This is a genomic window from Streptomyces sp. NBC_00459 (genome assembly GCF_036013955.1).
Taxonomy (GTDB): Bacteria; Actinomycetota; Actinomycetes; order Streptomycetales; family Streptomycetaceae; genus Streptomyces.
The window spans coordinates 2,735,013-2,755,823 of sequence record NZ_CP107903.1 but is presented as its reverse complement, the minus strand read 5'-3'; the positions used below and the strand labels follow the sequence as shown (position 1 = coordinate 2,755,823).

The window sequence follows — 20,811 nt, the reverse complement described above, 5'->3', positions numbered from 1 at the left end:
TGGCTGTCACTAGCCTCGAACGCATGACTAGTCAGACCACCATCGACACGACGGAGCCGGGGGACGGAACGCCGGCCGCTCCGTCGCAACACACGCCTGGCAAGGGCTTGCGCGGCCATCCGTGGCTGACCCTGATATCCGTGGCCGTGGGGGTCATGATGGTGGCCCTCGACGGCACCATCGTGGCCATCGCCAACCCGGCCATCCAGAAGGACCTGGGCGCGAGTTTCGCCGACGTCCAGTGGATCACCAACGGCTACTTCCTCGCGCTCGCGGTCACGCTGATCACAGCGGGCAAACTCGGCGACCGGTTCGGGCACCGGCAGACCTTCCTCATCGGCATCGTCGGCTTCGCCACCGCGTCGGCGGCCATCGGCCTGTCCAGCAGTATCGCCCTGGTCGTCACCTTCCGGGTGTTCCAGGGGCTGTTCGGCGCGCTGCTGATGCCGGCGGCGCTCGGTCTGCTGCGCGCCACCTTCCCCGCCGACAAGCTGAACATGGCCATCGGCATCTGGGGCATGGTCATCGGTGCGTCCACCGCGGGCGGCCCGATCCTCGGCGGACTGCTCGTCGAGCACGTCAGCTGGCAGTCGGTGTTCTTCATCAACGTGCCGGTGGGCATCCTGGCCCTTGTCATCGGCCTGGTGATCCTGGTCGACCACCGCGCCGAGAACGCCCCGCGCTCCTTCGACCTCCTCGGTATCGCCCTGCTCTCCGGCGCGATGTTCTGTCTGGTGTGGGCGCTCATCAAGGCACCCGCGTGGGGCTGGGGCGACGGCAAGACCTGGCTGTTCCTGCTTGTCGCGGTGGCGGGCTTCGGGCTCTTCGCGTTCTGGGAGCAGAAGGTCAAGGAGCCGCTGATCCCGCTCAACCTGTTCCGTTCGGTCCCGCTCTCGGCGGGCGTGGTCCTGATGGTCCTGATGGCCATCGCCTTCATGGGCGGCCTCTTCTTCGTCACCTTCTACCTGCAGAACGTGCACGGTATGAGCCCGATCGACGCGGGTCTGCACCTGCTCCCACTCACCGGGATGATGATCGTCGGCTCGCCCCTGGCCGGCGCCATGATCAGCAAGACGGGCCCGCGCATCCCGCTCGCGGGCGGCATGGCGTGCGTCGCGATCGCCATGTTCGGCATGTCCACGCTGGAGACGGACACCGGCAGCGGCATCATGTCGGTCTGGTTCGCCCTGCTCGGTCTCGGCCTCGCCCCCGTCATGGTCGGTGCGACGGAGGTCATCGTCGGCAACGCCCCCATGGAACTCTCCGGTGTCGCCGGCGGCCTCCAGCAGGCGGCGATGCAGATCGGCGGCAGCCTCGGTACGGCGGTCCTGGGCGCGGTCATGGCCTCCAAGGTCGACAGCGACCTCGCGGGCAACTGGACGGCGGCGGGCCTCCCGCAGCTCACCCCGGAACAGCAGGCGCAGGCCTCGGAAGCGGTCCAGGTCGGCGTACCGCCGGTGGCGAAGGGCACGCCGGAGACGGTCGTCGCCCAGATCACGAAGGTCGCCCACGACACCTTCATCTCCGGCATGAGCCTGGCCTGTCTGGTCGCGGCGGGCGTGGCCGTGGTCGCGATCCTGGTCGCGCTGCTGACGAAGCGGGGCGAGAACGCGGAGGCGGGCGCGGGCGCGGCGCACATCTGAGGCGCATATATCGCGCATATATCTACGGCCGACGCGGGGGAGTTCCCCTATCAGGGTGACTCCCCTAAAGATTCCTCCCCTTCGGCCCACGCGACAGGTCACAGTTAGTCAAGTCCTCCGCACGACATGGTCACCACGACATGGCCGGGAGGACGGCCGGGCCGCGGCGCGCTGCCGGAGGGGGACAGCGCGCCGGCGGGCCCGCCGAAGAGTGAACCCGGTTGTGGGCCAGGGCTAACGGGACTGTTCCTCACTCACCCGTTGCCTTGTGTCTCTTGTGTCCCTCGTGACGGTCAGCGCGGCCACCTCGGCCCGCAGCGCCCGCACCTCGTCCGTCAGCGCAGAGATCGCCGCCGTCTGGCGCTTCTCCTCCACGTCGTCCATCTCGAACCGGGAGATGAACCAGGCGGCGATGTTCGCGGTGACGAGACCGAGCAGCGCGATCCCGGACAGCATCAGCCCGACCGCGAGCATCCGGCCCACGCCGGTCGTCGGCGCGTGGTCCCCGTACCCCACTGTCGTCATCGTCGTGAACGACCACCACAGCGCGTCATCCAGCGTTCGGATGTTCCCCTCCGGCGACGCGCGTTCCACCGACAGCACGGCCAGCGAACCGAACATCAGCAGTCCCACCACGGCCCCGCCGACGTAGGTCGTCAGCCGGACCTGGGACGCCATCTGGGCCCGCCGGCCCACCAGCATCAGCGTGGAGACGACCCGCAGCAGCCGCAGTGGCTGGAGCAGCGGCAGCAGCACGGCGAAGAGGTCCAGCCAGTGCCGTCGTACGTAGTCCCGGCGCCGGTCGGCGAGGGCTATCCGGACGAGATAGTCGACAGCGAACGCGGCCCACACCGTCCACTCCGCGATCGTGCACGCGACCGACACGGAGCGGCTCGCTGGGCTGTCCACGATGGGCACCGCGTAGGCGACGGTGAACACGACCGCGAGCGCCATCAGAGGCCGCTGGGTGTGCCGCTCCCAACGGACCTGTGCCGACGGTTCCTTCATGCCCCGCATCGTAAGGGTCCGGAAGCGCCCCTATAAGGCGCCCCGAAGGGGCAGCCTCATAGGGGCGCGAGGAACTGCGCGACCAGCCACCACGGCCCCGCAGACGAACTACCGCCCGACCCGCGGAGCGCTACGCGTCGCCGCCCGCGGCGCCCGGGTCCGCCGCCGCCACGTCGAGCAGCTGGTACCGGTCGATCGCCTGCTTCAGCACCGAACGGTCGACCTTGCCCTCCCGCGCCAGCTCGGTCAGCACCCCCACCACGATCGACTGCGGGTCGATGTGGAAGAACCGCCGCGCCGCACCCCGCGTGTCCGCGAAGCCGAAGCCGTCCGCGCCCAGTGACTGGTAAGTCCCCGGGACCCAGCGCGAGATCTGGTCCGGAACCGAACGCATCCAGTCGGACACGGCCACGAACGGGCCCTCGGCACCGCTCAGCTTCCGCGTCACGTACGGGACGCGCTGCTCCTCCTCCGGGTGCAGCAGGTTGTGCTGCTCCACCGCGACCGCCTCGCGCCGCAGCTCGTTCCAGGAGGTCGCCGACCAGACGTCCGCCTTGACGTCCCAGTCCTCGGCGAGGATCCGCTGCGCCTCCAGCGCCCACGGCACCGCGACACCGGACGCGATGACCTGGGCCGGGATGGTGCCCGAAGTCCCTTCGCCCACGCGGTGGATGCCCTTGAGGATGCCGTCGACGTCGACGCTCGTAGGCTCGGCCGGGTGCTGGATCGGCTCGTTGTAGACGGTGAGGTAGTAGAAGACGTCCTCACTGTCGGGCCCGTACATCCGGCGCAGACCGTCCTGCACGATGTACGCGATCTCGTACGAGTACGCCGGGTCGTACGCCACACAGCCCGGGTTCGTCGAGGCGAGCAGCTGCGAGTGGCCGTCGGCGTGCTGGAGACCCTCGCCGGTCAGCGTCGTACGGCCGGCGGTCGCACCCAGTACGAAACCGCGCGCCAACTGGTCGGCCATCTGCCAGAACTGGTCTCCGGTGCGCTGGAAACCGAACATCGAGTAGAAGACGTACACCGGGATGAGCGGCTCGCCGTGCGTGGCGTACGCCGAACCCGCCGCGATCAGCGAGGCGGTACAGCCCGCCTCCGAGATGCCGTCGTGCAGCATCTGGCCGGTCGGCGACTCCTTGTACGCGAGCAGCAGCTCCCGGTCGACCGACTCGTACTGCTGGCCGAGCGGGTTGTAGATCTTCGCGCTCGGGAAGAACGAGTCCATGCCGAACGTGCGGTACTCGTCCGGCGCGATCAGCACGAAACGCTTGCCGATCTCCTTGTCCCGCATGAGGTCCTTGAGCAGCCGGACGAACGCCATGGTCGTGGCGATCGACTGCTGGCCCGAACCCTTCTTCACACTCGCGTACGTCTTCTCCGCCGGCAGGGTCAGCGGCTTGGCACGGACGACGCGGGTCGGGACATAACCGCCGAGCGACTTGCGGCGGTCGTGCATGTACTGGATCTCTTCCGAGTTCCGGCCCGGGTGGAAGTACGGCGGCGCGCCGCCCTCCAGCTCCTTGTCGGAGATCGGCAGGTGGAGCCGGTCGCGGAAGCCCTTGAGGTCGGCCGCCGTCAGCTTCTTCATCTGGTGCGTGGCGTTGCGGCCCTCGAAGTTGGGTCCGAGAGTCCAGCCCTTGACGGTCTTGGCGAGGATGACGGTCGGCTGGCCCTTGTGCGCCTTGGCCGCCGCGAACGCCGCGAAGATCTTCTTGTGGTCGTGGCCACCGCGGCCCAGGTGCAGGACCTGGTCGTCGCTCATGTTCTCGACCATCGCGCGCAGCCGGGTGTCGTCCCCGAAGAAGTGGTCGCGGATGTACGCGCCCGTCTCGGTGGCGTACGTCTGGAACTGCCCGTCGGGGGTCGTGTTCATCTTGTTGACCAGCACGCCGTCCCGGTCCTGCGCGAGCAGCGGGTCCCAGCTGCGGTCCCACACCAGCTTGACGACGTTCCAGCCGGCGCCCCGGAACTGGGACTCCAGCTCCTGGATGATCTTGCCGTTGCCGCGCACCGGGCCGTCGAGCCGCTGGAGGTTGCAGTTGACGACGAAGGTCAGGTTGTCGAGGCCCTCGCGCGCGGCGATCGACAGCTGGCCGAGCGACTCCGGCTCGTCCATCTCGCCGTCACCGAGGAACGCCCATACGTGCGACTTGGAGGTGTCCGCGATACCGCGCGCCTCCATGTAGCGGTTCATCCGCGCCTGGAAGATCGCGCCGAGCGGGCCGAGGCCCATCGACACGGTCGGGAACTCCCAGAAGTCCGGCATCAGCCGCGGGTGCGGGTACGAGGACAGGCCGTACGGCGCCTTCGACTTCTCCTGGCGGAACGCGTCGAGCTGCTGCTCGCTGAGCCGGTCGAGCAGGAACGCGCGGGCGTAGATACCGGGGGAGGCGTGGCCCTGGAAGAAGATCTGGTCGCCGCCGTCGCCCTCGTCCTTGCCCCGGAAGAAGTGGTTGAAGCCCACGTCATACAGGGAGGCGGAGGAGGCGAAGGTCGCGATGTGGCCGCCGACGCCGATCCCGGGCCGCTGGGCGCGCGAGACCATCACTGCCGCGTTCCAGCGGGTCGCGTTCAGGATGCGGCGCTCGATCTCCTCGTTGCCGGGGAAGAAGGGCTCGTCCTTCGTCGCGATCGTGTTGACGTAGTCCGTGCTCCGCATCTCGGGCACGGCCACGCGCTTCTCGCGGGCCCGCTCGATCAGCCGCAGCATCAGATAACGGGCCCGCTCCCGGCCGCGCTCGTCAACCGCGGCATCGAGGGAGTCGAGCCATTCCTGGGTTTCTTCGGGATCGAAGTCAGGAACCTGACTCGGAAGGCCGCCAATGATGATCGGGTTGCGATCTGATCCGGAAGCCACGCTGTTCCTTCGCTCTCGGAGGGCTTGATCCGGGGCACGCTGTGGGCCTGTCCCGGGGCTGCGAATGCACTGGCCCCATCGTGTACCCCGAGGCCGGGTACGTCACCTCTACTCAGAAGTAGGCCCGGTGGAGATCGCCGGGCGGGGTGTCCGCAGCCAAATCGCAACGATACGCCCAGTCCGTGACGTGTTCCGTAAAGCGATTCGGATCTCGTACGCATGTGTGAGAGGTTCGGGAGCCACTCGGGAGCAGCAAAACCGCAAAGCGGGCAGAATGGTGTGGTGTGCGTCACTAGTTCCCGGGAGTCGCTGTCTGAAGTTGCGGCGACACCGCCAGGATCGTCACCGTTTCGGCGGTCTCGGCGGCCGGGTACTTGCGCGATCCGCCCCGCCCGTGTGGACTACGGCCAATGCTTCGCGCACGCGCGTGGCTGGACAATTCTCGAAACATGATCAGGAGGCAACCCGTGAGCGCGACCGCGGACCACGCGGAGGAGCGGACTAACCCTGCCGCAAGGCTGGGGTTCCAGCCCGAGCAGGTGGTCCAGGAGATCGGCTACGACGACGACGTCGACCAGGAGCTCCGCGAGGCCATTGAGGAAGTCATCGGCAGCGATCTCGTTGACGAGGAGTACGACGACGTCGCAGATGCCGTGGTGCTCTGGTTCCGCGACGACGACGGCGACCTGACCGATTCGCTGGTGGACGCCACCGCGTACATCGAAGAAGGCGGCGCGATCCTGCTCCTCACGCCCAAGACGGGCCGTGACGGCTACGTGGAGCCGAGCGACATCTCTGAAGCCGCGACGACGGCGGGTCTGTCGGCGACCAAGAGCGTCAGTGTGGGCAAGGACTGGAGTGGGAGTCGTCTGGCGACGCCCAAGGCAGCGAAGTCGAAGAAGTAGCAGTCACCGTGTGCCGGAGCGGGCGTCCGCCGGGGGTTGTCGCCCCCGGACCCCCGCTTCGGCCTGAACGGCCTCGTCCTCAGCCTCCCCCGGAGGGGGAGTCCCCGGACGGGCTTATACGACCCTCGGTGGGTGGTCACTAGGGTGTTCTCACCCGAACAGCCCATCGAAGGGATGCAGGATCATGGCGATCGAGGTCGGCGACAAGGCCCCGGACTTCGAGCTCAAGGACAACCACGGCGCCACCGTGCGGCTCTCGGACTTCCGCGGCGCGAAGAACGTGGTGCTGCTCTTCTACCCCTTCGCCTTCACAGGTGTGTGCACCGGCGAACTCTGCGACCTGCGGGACAACCTGCCGAGGTTCTCCGACCGGGACACGCAGGTGCTCGCCGTGTCCAACGACTCCATCCACACCCTGCGCGTCTTCGGCGAGCAGGAGGGCTTCGACTACCCCCTGCTGTCCGACTTCTGGCCGCACGGCAACATTTCGCGTGCGTACGGCGTCTTCGACGAGGACAAGGGTTGTGCGGTGCGCGGGACCTTCATCATCGACAAGGAGGGCGTCGTGCGGTGGACCGTGGTCAACGGCCTGCCGGACGCGCGTGACCTGAACGAGTACGTGACGGCCCTCGACACCCTGTGATTCTTCGGTTCCGGCCCTGCGTTGGGCGGGAACCCGTCACTAGGATCGACACGTTGATCCGATACCGGCGCACGAGGGGGCACACCGCCCCTGGACGCAGACGAGACACCAATGGAGGACTCGTGGGAGTCAGCCTCAGCAAGGGCGGCAACGTATCGCTGACCAAGGAGGCCCCGGGTCTCACCGCGGTCATCGTTGGTCTGGGGTGGGACGCGCGTTCCACCACCGGCACCGACTTCGACCTCGACGCCAGCGCGATCCTGACGAACGCGGACGGCAAGGTCAGTTCCGACGCCAACTTCGTGTTCTTCAACAACCTCAAGAGCCCCGACGGCTCCGTCGAGCACACCGGTGACAACACCACCGGTGAGGGCGAGGGCGACGACGAGCAGATCAAGGTCAACCTCGCGGCGGTCCCGGCCGACATCGACAAGGTCGTGTTCCCGGTCTCGATCTACGACGCCGAGAACCGTCAGCAGTCCTTCGGGCAGGTGCGCAACGCGTACATCCGCGTGGTGAACCAGGCGGGCGAGGCGGAGCTCGCCCGCTACGACCTCTCCGAGGACGCCTCGACGGAGACCGCCATGGTCTTCGGCGAGCTGTACCGGCACGGTACGGAGTGGAAGTTCCGTGCCATCGGCCAGGGATACGCGTCCGGCCTGCGCGGCATCGCGCAGGACTTCGGCGTGAACGTCTGAGCCGGACTCCCTCCGGCTCCGTCGTCCGGCGCCGCACTCCAGGGTGCGGCGCCGGACGCGCTCGGTACATCTGTTCGCATGACCTCGGGGAGGACCAGCACTATGGGCGTCACGCTTGCCAAGGGGGGCAATGTCTCCCTCTCCAAAGCCGCACCGAACCTCACCCAGGTGTTGGTCGGGCTCGGCTGGGACGCGCGTTCCACCACCGGCGCACCCTTCGACCTCGACGCCAGCGCGCTGCTGTGCGGCGGTGGACGGGTACTCGGCGACGAGTGGTTCATCTTCTACAACCAGCTCACGAGCCCTGACGGCTCGGTCGAGCACACCGGCGACAACCTCACCGGCGAGGGCGAGGGCGACGACGAGTCGCTGATCGTCGACCTCCCCAGGGTGCCGGCCGCCTGCGACAAGATCATCTTTCCGGTCTCGATCCACGACGCGGACAACCGCGGCCAGACCTTCGGCCAGGTCGGCAACGCCTTCATCCGGGTCGTCAACCAGGCCGACGGCCAGGAGTTGGCGCGCTACGACCTGAGCGAGGACGCGTCGACGGAGACCGCAATGATCTTCGGGGAGTTGTACCGCTATCAGGGCGAGTGGAAGTTCCGTGCAGTTGGACAGGGGTACGCGTCGGGTCTGAAGGGCATCGCTCTAGACTTCGGAGTCAACGTTTCGTAAAGCCGAGTACGGCAGCGGGGGAGACCCGTAAACACACGATTGGGTAGCCAGTGATTCTGAAAACCTTCGGCTGGTCGTTCGCGGTCACCGCGCTCGGCCTGGTCGCGGCGGTCTTCTACGGGGGGTGGACCGGCTTCGGCATCGTGGCGATCCTCTCCATCCTCGAGATCTCGCTGTCCTTCGACAACGCGGTGGTCAACGCCGGAATCCTGAAGAAGATGAGTGCCTTCTGGCAGAAGATCTTCCTCACCATCGGTGTCCTCATCGCCGTCTTCGGTATGCGGCTCGTCTTCCCCGTCGTGATCGTGGCCATCAGCGCCAAGATCGGTCCGATCGACGCGGTCGACCTCGCGCTCAACAACAAGGACCAGTACCAGCAGCTGGTCACCGACGCCCACCCGGCGATCGCCGCCTTCGGTGGCATGTTCCTGTTGATGATCTTCCTGGACTTCATCTTCGAGGACCGGGACATCAAGTGGCTCGGCTGGCTGGAACGCCCGCTGGCCAAGCTGGGCAAGGTCGACATGCTGTCGGTCTGCATCGCCCTGATCGTGCTCATGATCTCCGCCATGACCTTCGCGACCAACGCCCACCAGCACGGTGGCGCCCACGTCGACAAGGCGCAGACGGTACTCATCTCCGGCATCGCCGGTCTGATCACGTACATGATCGTCGGCGGGCTCTCCGGCTACTTCGAGGACAAACTGGAGGAAGAGGAGGAGCGCGAGCACGAGGAGGAGGAAGAGGCCGAGCGCACCGGCAAGAAGAAGCCGGCCATCGTCCTCGCCGGCCAGGCCGCGTTCTTCATGTTCCTCTACCTCGAAGTGCTGGACGCGTCCTTCTCCTTCGACGGTGTGATCGGCGCCTTCGCCGTCACCAACGACATCGTGCTGATGGCCCTGGGCCTCGGTATCGGCGCCATGTACGTCCGGTCGCTCACGGTCTACCTGGTCCGCCAGGGCACCCTCGACGACTACGTCTACCTGGAGCACGGCGCGCACTACGCGATCGGCGCCCTCGCCGCCATCCTGCTCGTCACCATCCAGTACGAGATCCACGAGGTCATCACCGGCCTGGTGGGTGTCGTCCTGATCGCCTGGTCCTTCTGGTCCTCCGTGCGCCGCAACACCAAGCTGGCAGCGGCAGAGGGAAAAGCGACGGGCTCGGACGAGAAGACTGAGGTCTCGTCCGGGGTGTGACAACCTCCGCAGTGAGGAACGCTCTGAGCGGGGCGGCTACGAGGAATCGTCCTCGTCGGCCGCCCCGCGGTTCTGTGGGCAGTGGACCGACGGCACGGGCGAACGTGCGGGGGCTGGACGGGTGGGGGCGGGATGAGTTTCTGGGACGATCTGTGGCGCGGCCGTACGACGGACTTCGACGCCGGCAGTGCGGCGAGCAACTCCATCGAGCTGACCAAGCGGCATCAGCGGGTCTCGCTCACCAGGCAGGGCGCCGCGACCGGTCACCTGCGCATCAATCTGTCCTGGCGGATGCGCACGTCGGACATCGGCGGCCCCAAGCGGCAGAGCCTGTGGCGACACCCCCTCCAGGCCCTGCGGCCGGAGGAGGTCAAGGGCCACACCCAGAGCATGGTCAACGTCGACCTCGACCTGGGCATCCTGTACGAGCTGGCCGACGGCACGAAGGGGGTCGTACAGCCGCTGGGCGGGTTCCTCGGCGACACGAACGCCCCGCCGTACGTCAAGCTCAGCGGTGACGACCGGTTCGGGTCGGCGTCCGGGGAGACGGCGTACGTCAACCTTGATCACCGGGACGAGATCAAGCGGCTGCTGGTGTTCGTGTACATCTACGACCAGACGCCGGCGTTCGACCGGACCCATGCGATCGTGACGCTCTATCCCAGCAACGGGCCGCGTATCGAGATAGGCCTCGACGAGCGGCACTCCCAGGCCCGGTCGTGTGCGGTGGTGCTCATCGAGAACGTGAAGAACGAGCTGATCGTCCGGCGGGAAGTGAAGTTCGTCTACGGGTTCCAGGCGGAGCTCGACCGGTTGTACGGGTGGGGGTTGCAGTGGGGCAGGGGCTACAAGACGAAGGCTGAGCGCTGACGCCTGGTCCTGGCGGGGCGCCCTGGTGGAGCTCGGGGGGTTCTGTGGAGTGGCGGCTGCGGGTTGTGTGTGGTTGATCGCGCAGTTCCCCGCGCCCCTCAGGGGCGCCTGTCCTACCGGCCGATGAACTGTGGGCCCTGCGGCGGCAGGTGGAAGTCCGGGGACGGGGATGTTCCCACCGGTTGGGGGTAGCCGTACGCCGGTTGGGTCGCGTTCGGGCTTGTGGGCTGCGGGTAGCCGTAGGTCGGCTGCGGAGGGAGGGTGGGCGGATGCTGGACGGTGGTGACCGCGGAGGTGTCCGAGGGCGGGGCGTCCGTGGTGTCCGGGAACGGATCCCCGGCCGGCTGGTCCTCCACCGAGATACCGAAGTCCGTCGCCAGGCCCTCCAGGCCGTTCGAGTAGCCCTCGCCCAGGGCGCGGAACTTCCAGCCGTCGCCGCGCCGGTACAGCTCGCCGCAGATCAGCGCCGTCTCCTCGCCCGTCTCCGGTTTGACGTCGAAGTACGCCAGCGGTTCGCCGTCCGCGACGGCACCGTCGTACAGCACGATGCGCAGAGACCGTACGCGGTCGAAGGGAACGCCGTCCGCCGAGGCGATCAGCAGAATCTGTCCGACTCCTGACTCGACACCGGTCAGATCCGTCTGGATCGTGTCGGTCAGGCCCTCGGCCACGCGCTTCTTGCCGAGGCGCCAGACCTTGCCCGAGGGGTGGCGGGGCTGGTTGTAGAAGACGAAGTCCTCGTCGGAGCGCACACGACCGTCGGGGCCGAGGAGCAGCGCCGAGGCGTCGACATCCGGAACCCCCTGCCCGGGCGTCCAGCGCAGCACAGCCCGCACCGTCGTGGCTTCGAGCGGGATGTTCGACCCCTTCAGCATCGCGTGCGTCATGCGGTCATCCTGCCTTCTCGGTCCTGGTCACGACAACGCGGGGGCATCGGTTCTGCTTGTCCGCGTTACCTGAACTTCATTCTCAGTGGGAACCCCTGACATGGATCCCTACGTACTATTACCGGCCACCCATCAACACTGACCGACACTCGATCACCACTCGACCGGCCGTCCAGCCGCCACGGGGGAATTTCATGCGTCATTTCGGGCACATCGCGCCTGAGGTACGGCAGCGCCTGTTCCACCAGGAGCCGTGCGAGTTCACCGCCGACTCCCCGGCCCGGCTGCTCGCCACGGCCCTGGGGGCCACCCTCTACAGCCCTGCCACCCGCCCGCACCTCGCCGACGCCATCGTCAAGCAGGTCGCCCGCGGTGTCGTCTCGATGGTGCTGTGCCTGGAGGACTCGATCGACGACTCGGAGGTCGCGGACGCCGAGGAGAACCTGGTGCGGGAGTTCGACGTGCTCGCCGAGCGCCCCGACGCCGCCACCGGGCTGCCGCTGCTGTTCATCCGGGTCCGTACGCCCGAACAGATCCCCGACCTCGTACGGCGCCTCGGGTCCACCGTCGGGCTGCTCTCCGGGTTCGTGATGCCGAAGTTCACCGAGGAACGCGGGATGCCGTTCCTGGAGGCCCTCGCCGACGCCGAGGCCGTGAGCGGCCACCGTCTGTTCGGCATGCCGGTGCTCGAATCCCCCGAGCTCATGTACCGGGAGACGCGCGTAGAGACCCTGGAGGGCATCTCCCGCGCCGTCGACAAGTACCGCGACCGCGTCCTCGCCCTCCGCCTCGGCGTCACCGACTTCTGCTCCTCGTACGGGCTGCGCAGAGCCCCGGACATGACCGCGTACGACGTCCACGTCGTCGCCTCCGTCATCGCCGACGTCGTCAACATGCTGGGGCGGGCCGACGGCACCGGGTACACCGTCACCGGGCCCGTCTGGGAGTACTTCCGGGTCCAGGAGCGCATGTTCAAGCCACAGCTGCGCCGCAGCCCCTTCCTGGAGGGCCAGGCCGAGGAACTGCGTGAGACGCTGATCGAGCACGCCATGGACGGGCTGCTCCGCGAGATCAGCCTCGACCAGGCCAACGGGCTGCTCGGCAAGACCTGCATCCACCCCTCGCACGTGCTGCCCGTGCACACCCTGTCCGTGGTCAGCCACGAGGAGTTCAGTGACGCGCAGGACATCCTGCGGCCCGAGCGCTGCGGCGGAGGCGTCCTGCGGTCGGCGTACACGAACAAGATGAACGAGGTGAAGCCGCACCGCGCCTGGGCGGAGCGGACCCTGCTGCGCGCCGAGGTCTTCGGCGTCGCCAACGAGGACATCGGCTTCGTGGAACTGCTCACCGCCGGTATCCCCGACTGATCACCGCGTTCGATCACCTGTGCGACTGATATGACTGATATGGCCGACATTCTCGACCTGGCACCCCCGACGACCACACATAGGGATTCATGAACAACGCTGTGCACAACGGGGTCTGGTCCGGCACCTGGGTCGCCGAGCGGCTCGGGGTCGAGCTGGTCGGCGGCGACGACCTGCGCGAGCTGCTCGGGCTCGCTCTGCGGCGCAACCCCAAGCGGGCGCACCTGCTGGTCTCGAACGTGCTCGGCAAGCACGTACCGCAGTCGCCCGCCGTCGTCTACGGCCACGGCTTCGCCCTGGGCGAGCGCGTCCGTGAGCTGCTGGGCGCCGACGAGTCGCGGCGTGCCGTCGTCCTCGGGTACGCCGAGACGGCCACCGGGCTCGGCCATTGCGTCGCCGACGGCGTGGGCCTGGCGCCCTACCTCCACTCCACCCGGCGCCCGGTCGACGGCGTCGCCCGGGCGGGCGGCTTCGAGGAGTCCCACTCGCACGCCACCTCCCACCTCCTCCTCCCGGAGAACCCCGCGCTGCTGGCCGGCCCCGGCCCGCTGGTCCTCGTCGACGACGAGTTCTCCACCGGGAACACGGTCCTCAACACCATCCGAGCCCTGCACGAGCGCTACCCGCGCGAGCGGTACGTCATAGTCGCCCTCGTCGACATGCGGTCCGCCGCGGACGCCGGCCGCCTCGACGTGTTCGCCGACGAGATCGGCGCCCGTGTCGACCTGGTCACCACGGCCGACGGAACGGTCCGCCTGCCGGAGGGCGTGCTGGAAAAAGGGCAGGAACTCGTCGAGCGGTACGAGAATCCCCCCTCAGGGGCGCGGGGAACTGCGCGAACGGCCCCCACCGACCCGCAGCCGCCACACAACCGTTTCACCCGAGTCGAACTGCGCTGGCCCCGAGGCATCCCGGACGGCGGTCGCCACGGCTTCACGCCCGGGCACCGAATACGCATGGAGGCCGCGCTGCCCGCGATGGCGGCAAGGCTCGCCGAAGCCCTCCCAGCGGACGCGCACCGCATCCTCGTTCTCGGTTTCGAAGAGCTGATGTACGCCCCCCTCCGCCTCGCCCGAGAGCTGGAGCAGGTGACAGAGGGCGTCGAGGTCCGCTACTCGACGACAACCCGCTCACCGGTCCTCGCCGTGGACGACCCCGGGTACGCGATCCGCAGCCGCCTCGTCTTCCCGGCCCACGACGACCCGGCCGACGGGCCCGGCGAGCGCTACGCCTACAACGTGGCCGGCGCCGGCTTCGACGCCGTCGTCGCGGTCGTGGACTCCGCCGCCGACACACCCGAACTGCACGCCCCCGACGGCCTGTTGGCCACGCTCGCCGCGCACACGCCGAACGTCGTGCTCGCCGTCGTCCCCTCGTACGTACCCGCTGCCTCGCACGTACCCGAAAGGCCCCGCATGCTGCCCGAGCCCCTCCGTGGACCCGCGTTCTCCTCGTACCCACCGGACGAGGTCGGCTGGCTGCTTCGGGATCTCTCGGACGTCAGCCTGGAGGCGCCCACCGAGGAGCGCGAGGAGGCGATCCAGGCGGGCGGCGCCCACTACGCCGAGTCGCTGCCGGTCGAGTACCAGCCCAGCGACCAGTACCAGGAGCTGTTCCGCGCCGCCCTCGACACCTCCGCCGCCCGTATCGCCCAAGCCGTGGGCGCGGTCACGGAGTTGGTGCTCGCCGAGCGCTCACCGCGTCCGGTGCTGGTGTCGCTGGCCCGTGCCGGGACGCCCGTCGGTGTGCTGATGCGCCGCTGGGCCAAGCACCGCCACGGCCTCGAACTGCCCCACTACGCCGTGTCGATCGTCCGGGGCCGGGGAATCGACGCCAACGCGCTGCGCTGGCTGGCCGCCCACCACGACCCCGCCGACGTCGTGTTCGTCGACGGCTGGACCGGCAAGGGTGCCATCACCCGCGAACTCGCCGACGCCATCGAGGAGTTCGAGGCCTCCGACGGCATCACCGGCTTCGACCCGGAGATCGCGGTGCTGGCCGACCCGGGCTCCTGCGTCCGTACGTACGGCACCCGCGAGGACTTCCTCATCCCCTCCGCCTGCCTCAACTCCACGGTGTCGGGGCTGATTTCGCGGACCGTCCTGCGCGCTGACCTGGTCGGCCCGAACGACTTCCACGGCGCCAAGTTCTACCGCGAACTCGCAGGCGCCGACGTCTCGGTGGACTTCCTCGACGCCGTCGCCGCCCGCTTCCCGGAGGTCGCGGACGCCGTCGACAGCTCGGTCAAGGAACTGCTCGCCGCCGACCGGGCACCGACCTGGGAGGGCTGGGCGGCGGTCGAGCGGATCAGCGAGGAGTACGAGATCCACGACGTGAACCTCGTCAAGCCCGGCGTCGGCGAGACCACCCGGGTGCTGCTGCGCCGCGTCCCCTGGAAGATCCTGGCCCGCGCCGGAGCGGGCGCCGACCTCGACCACGTACGCCTGCTCGCCGAGCAGCGGGGCGTACCCGTCGAGGAGGTGGCCGAACTCCCCTACACCTGCGTCGGGTTGATCCACCCCAAATACACGCGGGGCGCGACCGGTGCCGACGGCAAGGCGGTGTCGGCATGAGCCATGTCCTTGTCGCCAGCGATCTCGACCGCACGCTCATCTACTCCGCCGCGGCCCTCGCGCTGACCATGCCGGACGCCCGCGCGCCCCGGCTGCTCTGCGTCGAGGTGCACGAGGCCCGGCCGCTGTCGTACATGACGGAGGTGGCCGCCGGACTGCTCACCGAACTCGGCGACGCGGCCGTCTTCGTGCCGACGACCACCCGGACCCGTAAGCAGTACCTGCGCATCAACCTGCCGGGCCCGGCACCGAAGTACGCGATCTGTGCGAACGGCGGTCACATCCTCGTCGACGGTGTCGCCGACCAGGACTGGCACGATCGGGTGCAGACACGGCTCGCGGACGAGTGCGCGCCCCTGGACGAGGTCAGGGACCATCTCGCCGCCACCGCCGACCCGCTCTGGGTGCGCAAGCACCGTATCGCCGAGGACTTCTTCGCCTACCTCGTCGTCGAGCGCGAACTGCTGCCCGAGGAGTGGGTGAAGGAGCTCGCCGTCTGGGCGGAGAGCCGTGGCTGGACGGTCTCCCTCCAGGGCCGCAAGATCTACGCCGTGCCGAAGCCGCTCACCAAGAGCGCGGCGATGCACGAGGTCGCACGTCGTTCCGGGGCGACGCTCACTCTCGCCGCCGGCGACTCGCTCCTCGACGCCGATCTGCTCCTTGCCGCCGATCGGGGCTGGCGCCCGGGGCACGGGGAACTGGCCGAGACCGAGTGGGTGGCCGATACGGTCACCGCGCTTCCCGAGCGGGGGGTCGCGGCGGGGGAGCGGATCCTTCGGGAGTTCCTGAGGGAGACGCGCTAGCGGGCTGGGGGTGCGGTGAGGGGGTGTCGGGTCGCTGCGGCGCCGTCGTGGCTGGTCGCGCGATTCTCCGCGCCTCTACAGGGCGCTGTCGCGTGACCCGTACGGCGATGAACGCGGCCAGCGCCACCGCCGCCCCGATGAGCACCACCTTCGAGTACGCGGAGACGGCGGTCGTGACCTCGGCCCAGTTGTCGCCCAGCAGATAGCCCGCGCACACGAAGGCGGTGTTCCACAGTGCGCTGCCGAGGGTGGTGAGGCCGAGGAACACGGGCAGAGGCATGCGTTCGACGCCGGCCGGTACGGAGATCAGGCTGCGGAAGACGGGGATCATCCGGCCGAAGAACACCGCCTTCGTACCGTGCCTGAGGAACCACGCCTCGGTCTTCTCGATGTCCGACACCTTGACCAGCGGCAGCCGGGCGGCGAGGGCGACGGTGCGGTCACGGCCGAGGAGCGCGCCGACCCCGTACAGGGCGAGCGCGCCGACGACCGAGCCGGCCGTGGTCCAGAGCAGCGCGGCGAGCAGGCTCATCTGCCCGGTGCTCGCCGCGAAACCGGCGAGCGGCAGGATCACCTCGCTCGGCAGCGGCGGGAAGAGGTTCTCCAGCGCGATGGCGAGGCCAGCGCCGGGGGCGCCCAGCGTGTCCATGAGGTCGGTGACCCACTGGGGTGCGGCCGTCGTGGCTGTCATACGGCCAGGCTAGGAAACCCAACCTGAACCCAGCCTGAAGGACCTCCGAGCCGCCCTGCGGTGCGGGCCCTCAGCCGCAGCAGCCCCCGCCGCAGCAACCGCCGCCGCCTCCGCCACCGCCGCTCGCGCGCGGCGCCGAGGCCTGCGCGGACGCCGAGCCGCCGACGGCGACCGTCGACAGAAGCTTCACGGTGTCGTCATGACCGGCGGGGCAGTCCGCGGGGGCGGCCGACTCGGCCATCGGGCGGCTGAGTTCGAAGGTGTCACCGCAGGTGCGGCAGCGGTACTCGTAGCGAGGCATGCGGACAGATTAGTCCCCAATTGCTCGCCGCGCGGAGCCCGACGGTTCCGACGGTGATCCTTTCCGTTCATTCCCCATGTGGAGAACCTGCGAAGGTCGCTGGTAATTTGTGTACGCCGCGATGAGCCGTGAGGTCGGGGAATTCAGGGTTTGCACGGAGTGCGGAGGGGTGTGTCGTGACCCAGAAATCGGATGAATCGGATGCCACTCTGCAATTTCGGATATTAGATCCGGACATTCCCGACGGCGGGAAGGAACCGCCCGTACCGGGAAACAGGCGTAAAGCCCGATTAGCTCGTAAAGCCCGCCGAATATCCCTCCCTCACCTCCTTGCCCGCCTCCGGTCGGTCGTCGCGTCCCGTGCGCCGAAGTACCCGCGGCCCGGCCGCACCGGCTGGCGGCGCTGGATTCCCTCCTGGCGCCAGTGGCTGGGAGGCGTCCTGACGTCCGTGGGGCTGGGCTGCCTGCTCCTGGGCATCGCCTACGCGGCCACGGACATCCCCGACAACCTCAACACGTACGCCACCCAGCAGGACAACGTGTATTTCTGGGCCGACGGGACACCCATGGCCCGGACCGGCTGGGTGCAGCGGCAGGCGATGCCGCTGAAGGAGATCCCGGAGGACGTCCGCTGGGCGGTGCTCGCCGCCGAGAACGCGAGTTTCTACAGCGATTCCGGCATTTCCCTCAAGGGCATCAGCCGTGCCCTTTTCCGTACGGTCGGCCAGGGTGACACCCAGGGCGGATCCACCATCACCCAGCAGTACGTCAAAAACGTCTATCTCAGCCAGAACCAGACGATCAGCCGTAAGTTCACCGAGGCGATGATCGCCCTCAAGCTCGACAACCGGATGAGCAAGGACGACATCCTTGAGGGCTACCTCAACACCAGCTGGTTCGGCCGCGGTTGCTACGGCATCCAGCGTGCCGCCCAGGCCTACTACGGCAAGGACGTCAGCCAACTCGACGCCGGTGAGGGCGCGTTCCTCGCCTCCCTCCTCAAGGGCGCGGGCCTGTACGACCCGACCCTGAGCAAGGCCAACCGGGCTCGCGCGGTGGAACGCTGGTCCTGGACCCTCGACCGGATGGTCGACATCGGCCGGCTGACGAAGGCCGAGCGGGCCACGTACACGAAGTTCCCCGAGCCGCTGAAGAGCAACCCGCTGTACGACACCGGTGAGCAGACCGACTATCTGGTGGAGGTGGCCTCGCAGTACGCCAGGAAGGCCGGGGGGATCTCCGACAAGGACTTCGACCTCGGCGGCTACCAGGTCTACACGACGTTCGACCGCACCCGGGAGCGCAAGCTCGCCGACGCCGTGGCCAAGGCCCGCAAGCAGGCGCTGAAGTCCGATCCGAACGCCGCGAAGACCGCCCACTACGGCGCCGCCTCGGTGACCGCCGACGGCCGGATCCTCGCCGTCTACGGCGGCCCCGACCACCGTACGCAGGGCTACAACGAGTCCAACTCCAGCACCGTTCCCGCCGGTTCGGCCTTCCTGCCGTTCGTCTACGCGGCCGGCCTGGAACACGGCGTCCACGAGAGCCGGGACGACGAAGCGACACGTGTCACTGGGGAGACCCTGTACAACGGCAATGACGACGTGCCCGTGACCACTCCCGAGGGGCCCTACTGGGACCGCAGCGGCAAGAAGGTGGCCGCCAGCAACGACGGCGACCTGTCCTACGGGCAGATCTCGCTGCACCGCGCGCTGGAGCTGTCGGTGAACACGCCGTTCATGCAGCTCGGCATGGACACCGGCCTGGACAACGTCCGCGCGACCGCCGAGGCCGCCGGCCTGCTGCCCGCCAGCATCGGGGCGCAGGTGCCCGCGCTGTCGACGGGCACCTCCACACCGAGCGCGATCCGCATGGCCGGCGGCTACACCACCTTCGTCGCGGGCGGCAAGCGCACCGAGCCGTACTCGGTGCGCAAGATCACCCGCAACGGCATCGGCATGCCCCTCGACACGCCCGCCCCGACCCGCGCGATCAGCGCCGACGTGGCCGAGGAGGTCACCTCGGCGCTCATCGACGCCTTCAGCACCGCTCACCCCGACACCGCCGCGTCCGCCGACGGGAACGTGGCCGGGAAGGCGGGGACCACCCAGGACGACACCGCCTCCTGGTTCGTCGGCACGCACAAGTTCGTGTCCACGGCCGTCGTCGTCTACCGCATCGACCTGGCCAAGAGCCTCGAACCGCTGCCGTTGAAGGGCCTCGCCGGCACCGACGACGACAGCGTTCCGTTCGGCATCTGGTCGGGTGCCATGAGCCCGCTCGGCTGACCACCGGACGGGGCCCCCACCCCCCTCGAAATGAGCACGACATGAGACAAGCGTCGGGCCGCCGTCGCAAGGCCCCGGCAAGTCGCAAGGCCCCGGCGACACGTCGCCCCGCCCCGACCCGCCCGCGGATCGCGGCGTACCTCGTCGTCGCGTCCCTGACCATGGCGTCCCTGACCGCCGGATACCTCACGCTGGTCCGCGCCGACCGCACCGCACCGACAGCCTCCGTGGGGTCCGGGGAGACCGTGAAAGCCCCCGCGCAGGCGACCGGCGAACCGAAGTGGGACGGCAGGACCAAGGTCCTGGGGGACGGCTCCACCTCCTACACCGGCCCGCAGCAGGGCCGGTTGAAGCCCGTACCGCTCAAGCCCGGTGAGAAACCGCCGCAGTTCGTCGTCTTCTCCTGGGACGGCGCGCTGGCGGGCGACGACGAACTCTTCGCGCACTACCTGGAGCTGTCCGAGAAGTACAACGCCCATATGACGTACTTCCTCACGGGCATCTACCTGCTGCCCAAGAGCAAGGCGGAGCTCTACAAGCCCCCGCAGCACCCCGAGGGTTCGGCGGCGATCAGCTACGCGACCGACGACCACATCCGCACCACCCTCGAACAGCTCGGCAGGGCGTGGCAGTCGGGCAACGAGATCGGCACCCACTTCAACGGCCACTTCTGCGGTGCGAAGGGCGGCGACGACTGGAGCGTCGCCGAGTGGAAGAGCGAGATCGACCAGTTCTTCGACTTCGTGCAGAAGTGGAAGACCAACACCGGTTACACCGACCTCGACCCGCTGCCGTTCGACATCAAGAAGGAGGTCACCGGCGGGCGCGCCCCCTGTCTGGAGGGCCAGAAGAACCTGCTGAAGGCCGCCGAGAGCTACGGCTGGCGCTACGACGCGAGTTCCGCGGGCGACTTCCAGATCTGGCCGACGAAGAAGAACGGCATGTGGGACTTCCCGCTGCAGATGCTCCCGTACGAGGGCGGCGAGTACCAGGGCCTGTCCATGGACTTCAACTTCCTCTACAACCAGTCCGAGGGTGAGACAGACGGGGCTCCGGCCAACTACCCGCGGTGGCAGCAGGAGACCGTCGACGCCTACATGGCCGGCTTCGACCGGGTCTACTACGGCAGCCGCGCCCCGCTGTTCATCGGCAACCACTTCGAGGACTGGAACGGCGGCATCTACATGAAGGCCGTCGACGAGGTCATGGCGACCATGTGCGTGAAGAAGGACGTCAAGTGCGTCTCCTTCAAGGAACTCGCCGACTGGCTCGACGTGCAGACCCCGGCGACGCTGGAGCGGCTGCGCGGCCTGGACCCGGCGCAGTCGCCGGACTGGTCGACGGTCGTGAAGTGACCGCCGCCAAGTGACCGTCCTGGACTGACCACCGATATC

Annotated in this window: 17 protein-coding genes; 12 read left to right on the top strand and 5 right to left on the bottom strand. The window is 68.4% G+C overall.

Annotation, left to right across the window (positions count from 1 at the left end; translation table 11 throughout):
* The first annotated feature begins 23 nt into the window (after positions 1 to 23).
* Positions 24 to 1,643: an MFS transporter gene (locus OHN74_RS12095; protein ID WP_327694573.1), complete on the top strand. Its 1,620-nt coding sequence runs from the start codon at positions 24 to 26 to the stop codon at positions 1,641 to 1,643.
* Positions 1,644 to 1,877: 234 nt separating this feature from the next.
* Here the strand turns inward: OHN74_RS12095 and OHN74_RS12090 are convergent, their stop codons facing one another.
* Positions 1,878 to 2,651: a potassium channel family protein gene (locus tag OHN74_RS12090; protein ID WP_327694572.1), complete on the bottom strand. Its 774-nt coding sequence runs from the start codon at positions 2,649 to 2,651 to the stop codon at positions 1,878 to 1,880.
* 130 nt (positions 2,652 to 2,781) lie between these two features.
* Positions 2,782 to 5,514 (bottom strand): pyruvate dehydrogenase (acetyl-transferring), homodimeric type, encoded by a 2,733-nt coding sequence (aceE, locus tag OHN74_RS12085; protein WP_327694571.1) that lies wholly within the window; start codon positions 5,512 to 5,514, stop codon positions 2,782 to 2,784.
* 467 nt (positions 5,515 to 5,981) lie between these two features.
* On the opposite strand from aceE, the gene OHN74_RS12080 reads away from it, so the two are divergent.
* The 6 genes from OHN74_RS12080 to OHN74_RS12055 all read left to right on the top strand — a co-directional run bounded on the left by OHN74_RS12080 (position 5,982) and on the right by OHN74_RS12055 (position 10,507).
* Positions 5,982 to 6,419 (top strand): DUF3052 domain-containing protein, encoded by a 438-nt coding sequence (locus tag OHN74_RS12080; RefSeq protein WP_327694570.1) that lies wholly within the window; start codon positions 5,982 to 5,984, stop codon positions 6,417 to 6,419.
* Positions 6,420 to 6,603: 184 nt separating this feature from the next.
* Entirely contained in the window at positions 6,604 to 7,062 is a 459-nt protein-coding gene (locus tag OHN74_RS12075) for a peroxiredoxin (RefSeq protein ID WP_327694569.1), read from the top strand.
* 122 nt (positions 7,063 to 7,184) lie between these two features.
* Positions 7,185 to 7,760: a TerD family protein gene (locus OHN74_RS12070; protein ID WP_327694568.1), complete on the top strand. Its 576-nt coding sequence runs from the start codon at positions 7,185 to 7,187 to the stop codon at positions 7,758 to 7,760.
* Positions 7,761 to 7,862: 102 nt separating this feature from the next.
* Positions 7,863 to 8,438, top strand: a complete 576-nt coding sequence (locus OHN74_RS12065; protein ID WP_327694567.1) for a TerD family protein — start codon at positions 7,863 to 7,865, stop codon at positions 8,436 to 8,438.
* A gap of 50 nt (positions 8,439 to 8,488) precedes the next feature.
* Positions 8,489 to 9,637: a DUF475 domain-containing protein gene (locus OHN74_RS12060; protein WP_327694566.1), complete on the top strand. Its 1,149-nt coding sequence runs from the start codon at positions 8,489 to 8,491 to the stop codon at positions 9,635 to 9,637.
* Between the two features lie 132 nt (positions 9,638 to 9,769).
* Positions 9,770 to 10,507: a TerD family protein gene (locus OHN74_RS12055; RefSeq protein ID WP_327694564.1), complete on the top strand. Its 738-nt coding sequence runs from the start codon at positions 9,770 to 9,772 to the stop codon at positions 10,505 to 10,507.
* A 113-nt stretch (positions 10,508 to 10,620) separates the two neighbouring features.
* On the opposite strand, the gene OHN74_RS12050 is transcribed toward OHN74_RS12055, so the two are convergent.
* Positions 10,621 to 11,394, bottom strand: a complete 774-nt coding sequence (locus OHN74_RS12050; protein WP_327694562.1) for a TerD family protein — start codon at positions 11,392 to 11,394, stop codon at positions 10,621 to 10,623.
* 194 nt (positions 11,395 to 11,588) lie between these two features.
* Here OHN74_RS12050 and OHN74_RS12045 point away from each other — a divergent pair, with 194 nt between their 5' ends.
* The 3 genes from OHN74_RS12045 (at position 11,589) to OHN74_RS12035 (ending at position 16,137) form a co-directional block, all read left to right on the top strand.
* A complete protein-coding gene (locus tag OHN74_RS12045; protein WP_327694561.1) occupies positions 11,589 to 12,761 on the top strand; it encodes an HpcH/HpaI aldolase/citrate lyase family protein in 1,173 nt (390 codons plus the stop codon).
* Between the two features lie 89 nt (positions 12,762 to 12,850).
* Entirely contained in the window at positions 12,851 to 15,334 is a 2,484-nt protein-coding gene (locus tag OHN74_RS12040; protein ID WP_327694560.1) for a phosphoribosyltransferase, read from the top strand.
* A complete protein-coding gene (locus OHN74_RS12035; protein ID WP_327694559.1) occupies positions 15,331 to 16,137 on the top strand; it encodes an HAD family hydrolase in 807 nt (268 codons plus the stop codon). The genes OHN74_RS12040 and OHN74_RS12035 overlap by 4 nt, the downstream gene beginning before the upstream one ends.
* Here the strand turns inward: OHN74_RS12035 and OHN74_RS12030 are convergent.
* Both OHN74_RS12030 and OHN74_RS12025 read right to left on the bottom strand, forming a co-directional pair.
* Positions 16,064 to 16,828, bottom strand: a complete 765-nt coding sequence (locus tag OHN74_RS12030) for a DedA family protein (protein ID WP_327694558.1) — start codon at positions 16,826 to 16,828, stop codon at positions 16,064 to 16,066. The genes OHN74_RS12035 and OHN74_RS12030 overlap by 74 nt on opposite strands.
* A gap of 70 nt (positions 16,829 to 16,898) precedes the next feature.
* Positions 16,899 to 17,129, bottom strand: coding sequence for an FmdB family zinc ribbon protein (locus OHN74_RS12025; protein WP_006382627.1), 231 nt, complete (start codon positions 17,127 to 17,129; stop codon positions 16,899 to 16,901).
* A gap of 311 nt (positions 17,130 to 17,440) precedes the next feature.
* Here OHN74_RS12025 and OHN74_RS12020 point away from each other — a divergent pair, with 311 nt between their 5' ends.
* Together OHN74_RS12020 and OHN74_RS12015 are read left to right on the top strand one after the other, a co-directional pair.
* Positions 17,441 to 19,417: a transglycosylase domain-containing protein gene (locus OHN74_RS12020; protein ID WP_443060545.1), complete on the top strand. Its 1,977-nt coding sequence runs from the start codon at positions 17,441 to 17,443 to the stop codon at positions 19,415 to 19,417.
* Positions 19,418 to 19,458: 41 nt separating this feature from the next.
* Positions 19,459 to 20,772: a hypothetical protein gene (locus tag OHN74_RS12015; protein WP_327694557.1), complete on the top strand. Its 1,314-nt coding sequence runs from the start codon at positions 19,459 to 19,461 to the stop codon at positions 20,770 to 20,772.
* Positions 20,773 to 20,811 lie beyond the last annotated feature (39 nt).